The organism is Nocardia farcinica, assembly GCF_029867845.1.
In the GTDB taxonomy this organism is placed as follows: domain Bacteria; phylum Actinomycetota; class Actinomycetes; order Mycobacteriales; family Mycobacteriaceae; genus Nocardia; species Nocardia farcinica_A.
This window is the reverse complement of sequence record NZ_JARWRU010000313.1, coordinates 1-6,983: the sequence shown is the minus strand read 5'-3', so window position 1 is coordinate 6,983 and position 6,983 is coordinate 1. Positions and strand designations below refer to the sequence as shown.

The window sequence follows — 6,983 nt, the reverse complement described above, 5'->3', positions numbered from 1 at the left end:
CCCCGCCCCGGTATTTACCCCGCCCCCCGGGGGGGGGGGGGGCGGGGGGGGGGGGGGGGGGGGGGCGGGTCGCCGGCCACCGGGACGCCGCCCTGGTGCAGGATCGTGTAATGGCCCGCCTCGGCCCCGAGATCGGTTGCCTCCCAGCCGAATACGCCGCTGTAGAAGGCTGCCGCGGCGGAGATGTCCCTGGCGGTCACGTCGAACCAGCACGGCGCGCCGGGTGCGAAAGCCGATGTCATCTCGATCTCCTGTGCGTCTGGCCGGCGCTCCCGCCGGCCGCTGTCGATACGGGGGTTACGACGAGACCGCGGCGTGGAATTCATCGGTGCGCGCACCCGCCGCGCGTTCGCCCGGAGATCGCCCGGCGCGCCCTGGGTCGGTATGGTGCGCCCCTGACATGGACGCCGCCACGGGCGGCGAGAGGCGGAAGGGGACGCAGTGCTGGGCAACGATCCGCAACAGGCAGCCGCGGACATGGCGAAATGGGCCGAACAACTGGAGCGCACCGCGCAGCGCTACCAGGAGCTGCACGGGCGCATGACGGCCATCTCGGTGACCGAGCGCAGCGCCGACGGCCGGATCGCGGTCACCGTGAACGCCGACGGCGCCACCACCGGCATCGAGCTGACCCCGGCCGTCAAGGGCATGGACCCGGCCGCGGTGGCCGCCGAGTTGATGGCCTGCACCCGGCGCGCCCAGGCCGGGCTGCGCGGTCAGGTGACGGCTCTGGTGCACGACATGGTCGGCGAGGACGCCGCGGGGCAGGCGATCGTGGCCCAGTACGCCGAGCGATTCCCCGACCCCGAGCCGGGCGAGGCGGAACCCGGGCCCGAACCCGCACCCGAGCCGCAGGCCTGCACTCCGCCTGCCGCGCCGACCCCACCGCCTGCCCGCGCCGCCGACCGGGAGCAGACCGTCACGCCGGACGAGCCCGATCCCGACGACCTGTACTACCGCCGTCGGTCCTGGCTGGACTGAGCGACCCGCGTCGCGGCGGCCCCCGGAGCTCGTTTACCGGCGACGTCGCGGGATCGCCGGAATCGCGGGGCGCCTCGTGGCCGCCGGACCGGTGCTGTCCGTCATCGGCGCCGGTGCGACCGGCGGGGCGGGTGCCGCGGGGCCGATCGGCACATCGGTGGAACCGAAGCGGGGCCGATCGCGTCAGAGACAGAGAAAGCTCGTCCCGGAGGACGAGCGGCGTTCGCGGCGGGCGCGTGCGCACCGGAGAGGAGGAGCGAGTTGGCGGCGACGAGTATCCAGGTGGACCCGGAGGGCACCCGCGCGCACGCTGATGCCGTCGAGCAACTGGCGTCCGGGCTGACCAAGGCGCTGGAGGCGGCATCCTGGCTCGCCCACGCCGACGACGGCTACGGCCTGCTGGTCCGGCCCTACGCCACGTCCGTCCTCGGCCCGAAGCACGACGCGATCGTCGACGGCCTGCGCGCCACCGAGGAGGTGGTCTCGGCGATGCCGGGCAAGTTGCGCCGGGCCGCCGACACCTTCGACGAACTCGAGGCGGCGCGCCGGGCCGAACTCGAGGCCGAGCGTGCGCGGCTCGACGAGGCCACCTGCTGATGAGCGAGCAGACGAAGCCGGGTCAGTTCCTCAACGAGGCGCCCATCAACACCACGAACCTGCTCTTCGACGACGAGGCGCGCCCCGACAACGAGCTGATCGACGAGAACGCCGACTACCGCAACGAGTACTACCAGGAAACCAACTTCCTCTACAGCAACATCGGCAAGCCCCAGGCCGCCGACGGCGACGACCCGGCCGACCCCGGCATCCTGACGGGCACCCTGCATGGCGACGTCTACGAGACCTACCAGCTGTTCGCCAGCGGTGATCAGCTCGCGGCCGTCGTCAAGGGTTTCGGTGTCGCATCCACCGTGACCGACCTGTTCGAGGCGGTCGCGAGCGGCAACTACCTCGACCCGTTCAGCTGGCTCGGCGGCCAGGTCATGAGCTGGATGCTCGAACACGTCGAACCGATGCGCAAGACCCTGGAGGCGATCGCGGGCAGCCCCGACATCGTCGCCGCGTACTCCACGTCGTGGGAGAACATCGCCACCGAGCTCGACGAGGTGGCGGCGGGCTGGGCGCAGGCCGTGGTGACCGGCACGGCGGAATGGATCGGAGAGACCGCCGACGCCTATCGCGCGGCGGCGGCCGAGCAGATCGACAAGATCGGCGGCTGGTCGGCCAACGCCTCGGTGCTCGCACAGCTCAACGAGCAGATGGGCAAGCTGGTCGAGACCGTGCGCGGACTCATCGCGGGCATCCTGGCTTCGCTGGCCCAGGTACTGGTGGAGATCACAGTCATCCTGCTGGCCACCGTCGGCACCGGTGCGGTGGCGGCGACGGCGCGCGCGATGTTCAGCATCACCTCGGCGACGCTCCAGGTCTCGACGGTGCTGAGCAAGCTCGCCAAGGCGATCTTCGACCTCGAGGCCCTGGCGATCGCCGCCGCCGAGGCCATCGCCACCATCGCCAAGATCGAGCAGATCGCCTGAGCGGCAAACGGTCCCGCCGCGCCTGCGGTGGCCGATCGGCTGCCGGTGGCAGACTGGCGACATGACGACTACCGACTGGTCCGGGGTGGACGAGTTCATCGTGGCGCACCTGGTCGCCGACGACGCCTCGGTGGCCACGCTCGAGGCCAACGCGGCGGCTGGACTGCCCGCGATCGACGTGTCCGCGGCACAGGCGAAGTTCCTCTACCTGCTCGGTAAGTCGGTGCGAGCGCGGCGGGTGCTCGAGATCGGCACCCTCGGCGGGTTCAGCACGTTGTGGCTTGCCCGCGCGGTGGGGGAGCGCGGGCGGGTGGTCACCCTCGAATACGAGCCGCGGCACGCCGAGGTCGCCCGTGCCAATCTGGACGTGGCAGGAGTCGGCGAACGCGTCGAGATCCGGGTCGGCGCCGCGCTGGAGAGCCTGCCCGCACTCACCGGCGAGGAACCCTTCGACCTGGTCTTCATCGATGCCGACAAGGTGAACAACCCGATCTATGTCGACTGGGCGGTGCGCCTCGGGCATCCCGGCACGGTGATCGTGGTCGACAACGTGGTGCGCCACGGCGCGCTCGGCGACGCCGACACCGTCGACGCCGCCGCACGGGCGAGCCGGGAACTGGTGGAACTGCTCGGCAAGGACGAACGCCTCGACGCCACCGTGCTGCAGACCGTGGGCGCCAAGGGGTGGGACGGTTTCGCGTTCGCCCTCGTGAACTGACCGCCGATCCCTCGAGCACCTCGACGGCCGAGGCCCGTCACGGCCGGTTCTCGCGCAGCCGCGCCTCGAATCCGTCGCAGATGATCTCCAGCCCGTCGTGCAGGGACTGCTGCACGGTGAGGTGGTCGACGCCTGCGCCGTGGAGTTCGGCCAGCGCGGGCGGGGTCTCCCACAGCGGCTGCCCGGTGAGCAGCGCGCGCAGCCCGTTGTTCGCGTCCGGGTCGGCGCGCTTGCGGCTCAGCAGCGCCGCGCTGACATTCGGCAGGCTCGCACCGGAGATGTAGTTCCACACCGTGAAGGCCATTCTGGTGGCCTCGCGCACCGAGACCCCGAGTTCGCCGAAGCCCTCCACCAGCCAGCCGAGGCAGGTCAGGCTCTGCGGGCCGAAGCTGTAGCGCGGGGTGGCGAAGGTCAGCAGCACCCACGGATGATCCTGGTAGAGCTGCCAATCCACCTCGGCGGCGATGTGCACCCGCTCGCGCCAGCTCCAGCCGCGGCCCTCGGCGGGCGGGTAGGGGTAGCGGCGGGCGATCTCGTCGGTCATGGCCGCGACCAGCTCGTCCTTGCCCGGGATGTGCCGGTAGAGCGACATGGCGCCGACCCCCATCCGCTCGGCGATGCGTCGCATGGACAGCGCGTCCAGCCCCTCGGCATCGGCGAGCGTGATCGCGGTGTCCACGATCGCCTCGCGGCTGAGTCTCGCCTCCGACATCGTTACTCGCTTTCCCCTCGTCGACCTGCTGCGTACACTGTACCCCGACCAGGCGTACGGTGTACGCGTGACAGAAGAAGGATCGGACATGACTCAGGCACCCTTGCGACCGACGACCGACGGCACGGCTGTGCGCGCGCCGCGCCGCGCCTGGTTCGGTCTCGGGGTTCTGCTGCTGCCGGTGCTGCTGGTGTCGATGGACGTCTCGGTGCTGTTCCTGACCCTGCCCAGGCTGTCGGCCGACCTGCATCCCTCGGCCACCGAGCAACTGTGGATCCTCGACGTCTACGGCTTCTTCATCGCGGGCCTGCTGATCACGATGGGCAATCTCGGCGACCGCGTCGGCAGGCGCAACATCCTGCTCATCGGCGCCGCGGTGTTCGGCATCGGCTCCATGCTGGCCGCCTTCGCCCCCAGCGCCGCGGTGCTCATCGCGGCCAGGGCACTGATGGGTATCGGCGGCGCGACCCTGCTGCCGTCCAGCCTGGCCCTGATCACCGGCCTGTTCGCCGACGCGAGGCAGCGGGCCACCGCCATCGGTGTGTGGACCGCGTTCTTCGCGGGCGGCTCGGCGGTCGGCCCGATCATCGGCGGTCTGCTGCTGCACCACTTCTGGTGGGGTTCGGTCTTCCTGATCAATGTCCCGGTGCTGGTGGTGCTGTTCGCGCTCGGCCCGGTCCTGCTGCCCGAGCAGCGTTCCGGGCAGCTCGGGCCGCTGGATCTGCCCAGCGTCGGATTGTCCATCGCGGGCATCCTGCCGGTGATCTACGCGATCAAGCACGCGGCCGCCGAAGGTGTGGACGCGGAGTCGCTCGTGGTCGGGCTCGTCGGCGTCGTCGTGCTGATCGCGTTCGTGCGCAGGCAGAAGACGCTCACCGAACCGCTGCTCGATCTGAGCCTGTTCGCCCGGCCCGCCTTCCGGGTGGCCATCGGCTCCAGCCTGGCCGGCATGATGTCGCTGGCCGCGCTGGGCTACCTGACCAGCGTCTACCTCCAGTCGGTGACCGGGCGCGACCCGCTGGTCGCCGCGCTGCTCGGCATCCCGATGGCGGTGGCGGTGTTCGTCTGCTCGATGGGCGGCGCCAGGGTGAGCAGGTTGCTCGGCGCGCGCGTCACGTTCGTCGTCGCCCTGCTGGCCGCGGCGGTCGGCAATCTCATGGTGCTCGGCGTCGGCGTGGACGGCGGCATCGGCTGGTACCTGGCCGGGTCGACCGTCGCGGGCATCGGCTACGGCGTGGCCTTCACCCTGGTCTCCGAGGTCGCGGTCGCCTCGGTGCCCGCCGAGCGCGCGGGTTCGGCGGTCGGCATCTCCGAGACCAGCTTCGAGCTGGGTAACGCCCTCGGCCTCGCGCTGCTCGGTTCGCTGGCGGCGCTGGTGTTCCGCTCCGGGGGCGATTTCGCCGGCACCCTGGGCGAGACGCTGACCACGGTCGGCGCGGACTCGCCGGTGGCCGCCGCCGCGAAGGAGTCCTTCGTCAGCGGCATGCACGTGGCGCTGGCGGCGGGCGCGGTGATCGTGGCGCTCATGGCCGGGCTCGCCTGGACCTCGGCGGGACGGGCGCGGCCCGCCGACGAGAACGAACCCGACGCGGCGGACCATGTCACGGCCGACCGTGTCACGGCCGAGGTCGCCCCGGCCGGGGTGGACGCGCCGGACACCGAGGCCGTCCGGGACTCGCGGGCCCGTTGACCTGCGGCCCGGATGTCTCCGGCGCGCGGGCGGGCGGTTCGACGGCTCGTCGGCCGCCTGCCCGCTGCGGCTCAGCGCCCGAACACCGCCCCGAGGATGTCGGCGGCGAACCGGTTCATCGGCACGAGGACCGTCCGGTGCGCCCACCGCATGGGTGCGACCACGCAGGCCCGCCACACCACCCCGAGCGCGGCGAACACCGGCCGCACCACGTGGCGGTGGAGGAACGCGCCCGGCGTCACGACCAGCACTCGCACCAGCAGTGTCGCGACGCGCCAGCCGAAGTACACCGTCGCGGCGATCGCGAGCCACAGCGGCCGGAGCGCCCATCGCCACAGCATCCGCAGCGGCCACACCACGAACCAGCGGCACAACCAGCACAGCGTGCACCAGATCGCCCACGCCACCGGCTCGATCACGTGCTTCGCCGTCCACCGCGCGGCCGGTCGCAGCACACGCTCGAGCAGCAGGCGCAGGGCCGGGCGAAGCACCGCGTGCCACAGGATGTCCTCCACCAGGCGCAGCAGCGGCCGCAACAGCCAGGTGAGCAGCGCCGTGCCAAGCGGTGTGAGCACCAGGCCCCACAGCACGTGCTGGATCGCCCAGCCCCACACCATGTCCCGCACGAAGACCCACACCGGCCGCAGCAGCCACCGGTGCACGTACCGCCCCGTCGGAACGAGCACGTACCGGCCGAGGAGATACAGCGTGGCGGACACCGCCCGCACACCGGCCTTCAGGCCCTCCCAGGCCAGCCGCACCGGAACGAGCAGCACGACGGCCACCACCCGTGCCACCCATTCGCCGATACCCACCCGCGGCGGCTGCCCGCCGGTTCCCCTCGCGTTCATCGAATCCTCCTCCCGCACCACATCGTCGCATCGTTCGGCGGCGGCGCACCCGCGTGTTTCCCCGCGTGCTGGATGAGTGGAATCACTCACCCCCGCCGGCCGCGCCCGGGGGACTCGCCCGGCGCGCGAGACACGCCCGACATAGGATCGTGCGAATGAACGCGAGCGTGAACGCCAGGGCGATCCTCTACGCCCTCGCCGACTCGCGCCTGCCCATCGGAGGTCACGTGCACTCCGGTGGGGTGGAGGAGGCCGTCGCCTCCGGCCTGGTCCGCGATCTGCCGACCGTCGAGGCCTACCTGTGCCGCCGCGTCGCCACCTCCGGCCTGGTCGCGGCGTCGCTGGCCGCCGCGGTGTGCGCGGGTGAGCTGACCGAGGCGCGCGCCGACGCCGAGGCCGACGCCCGGACCCCCGCGCCCGAGGCCAGGGCCGCCACGCGCGCGCACGGCCGTGGCCGGCTGCGGTTGGCCAGACAGATCTGGCCCCACCGGGCCAG

Annotated in this window: 9 protein-coding genes; 6 read left to right on the top strand and 3 right to left on the bottom strand. The window is 72.0% G+C overall.

Going from position 1 to position 6,983, the window contains the following annotated elements; translation table 11 throughout:
* Positions 1–14: 14 nt before the first annotated feature.
* The gene (locus QH283_RS06775; RefSeq protein ID WP_280502158.1) at positions 15–242 is read right to left on the bottom strand and encodes a VOC family protein; all 228 of its coding nucleotides are present in this window, start codon (positions 240–242) and stop codon (positions 15–17) included.
* A 199-nt stretch (positions 243–441) separates the two neighbouring features.
* On the opposite strand from QH283_RS06775, the gene QH283_RS06770 reads away from it, so the two are divergent.
* From QH283_RS06770 to QH283_RS06755, 4 genes are all read left to right on the top strand, one after another.
* Complete coding sequence (locus QH283_RS06770) at positions 442–981, top strand: YbaB/EbfC family nucleoid-associated protein (RefSeq protein WP_280502157.1); 540 nt, start codon at positions 442–444, stop codon at positions 979–981.
* Positions 982–1,242: 261 nt separating this feature from the next.
* Positions 1,243–1,578, top strand: a complete 336-nt coding sequence (locus QH283_RS06765) for a hypothetical protein (protein ID WP_280502156.1) — start codon at positions 1,243–1,245, stop codon at positions 1,576–1,578.
* On the top strand, positions 1,578–2,516 hold the full coding sequence (locus tag QH283_RS06760) for a hypothetical protein (protein ID WP_280502155.1): 939 nt from the start codon (positions 1,578–1,580) through the stop codon (positions 2,514–2,516). The genes QH283_RS06765 and QH283_RS06760 overlap by 1 nt, the downstream gene beginning before the upstream one ends.
* Before the next feature lie 61 nt (positions 2,517–2,577).
* Positions 2,578–3,234, top strand: a complete 657-nt coding sequence (locus QH283_RS06755; RefSeq protein ID WP_280502154.1) for an O-methyltransferase — start codon at positions 2,578–2,580, stop codon at positions 3,232–3,234.
* Positions 3,235–3,271: 37 nt separating this feature from the next.
* Here QH283_RS06755 and QH283_RS06750 read toward each other — a convergent pair whose 3' ends face one another.
* Entirely contained in the window at positions 3,272–3,946 is a 675-nt protein-coding gene (locus tag QH283_RS06750; RefSeq protein WP_280502153.1) for a TetR/AcrR family transcriptional regulator, read from the bottom strand.
* 88 nt (positions 3,947–4,034) lie between these two features.
* Here QH283_RS06750 and QH283_RS06745 point away from each other — a divergent pair, with 88 nt between their 5' ends.
* Positions 4,035–5,636, top strand: a complete 1,602-nt coding sequence (locus tag QH283_RS06745; RefSeq protein ID WP_280502152.1) for an MFS transporter — start codon at positions 4,035–4,037, stop codon at positions 5,634–5,636.
* 71 nt (positions 5,637–5,707) lie between these two features.
* On the opposite strand, the gene QH283_RS06740 is transcribed toward QH283_RS06745, so the two are convergent.
* On the bottom strand, positions 5,708–6,487 hold the full coding sequence (locus tag QH283_RS06740; RefSeq protein WP_280502151.1) for a hypothetical protein: 780 nt from the start codon (positions 6,485–6,487) through the stop codon (positions 5,708–5,710).
* A gap of 155 nt (positions 6,488–6,642) precedes the next feature.
* Here QH283_RS06740 and QH283_RS06735 point away from each other — a divergent pair.
* Positions 6,643–6,983, top strand: a 341-nt coding sequence (locus QH283_RS06735; RefSeq protein WP_348538263.1) for an urease accessory UreF family protein, incomplete at its 3' end; no start/stop codon positions are given.

What these genes read in the sequence shown, in the direction of transcription:
- QH283_RS06775 (WP_280502158.1), bottom strand. Translation starts at nt 242, where the DNA reads ATGACATCGGCTTTCGCACCCGGCGCGCCGTGCTGGTTCGACGTGACC.
- QH283_RS06760 (WP_280502155.1), top strand. Translation starts at nt 1,578, where the DNA reads ATGAGCGAGCAGACGAAGCCGGGTCAGTTCCTCAACGAGGCGCCCATC.
- QH283_RS06755 (WP_280502154.1), top strand. Translation starts at nt 2,578, where the DNA reads ATGACGACTACCGACTGGTCCGGGGTGGACGAGTTCATCGTGGCGCAC.
- QH283_RS06750 (WP_280502153.1), bottom strand. Translation starts at nt 3,946, where the DNA reads ATGTCGGAGGCGAGACTCAGCCGCGAGGCGATCGTGGACACCGCGATC.
- QH283_RS06745 (WP_280502152.1), top strand. Translation starts at nt 4,035, where the DNA reads ATGACTCAGGCACCCTTGCGACCGACGACCGACGGCACGGCTGTGCGC.
- QH283_RS06740 (WP_280502151.1), bottom strand. Translation starts at nt 6,487, where the DNA reads ATGAACGCGAGGGGAACCGGCGGGCAGCCGCCGCGGGTGGGTATCGGC.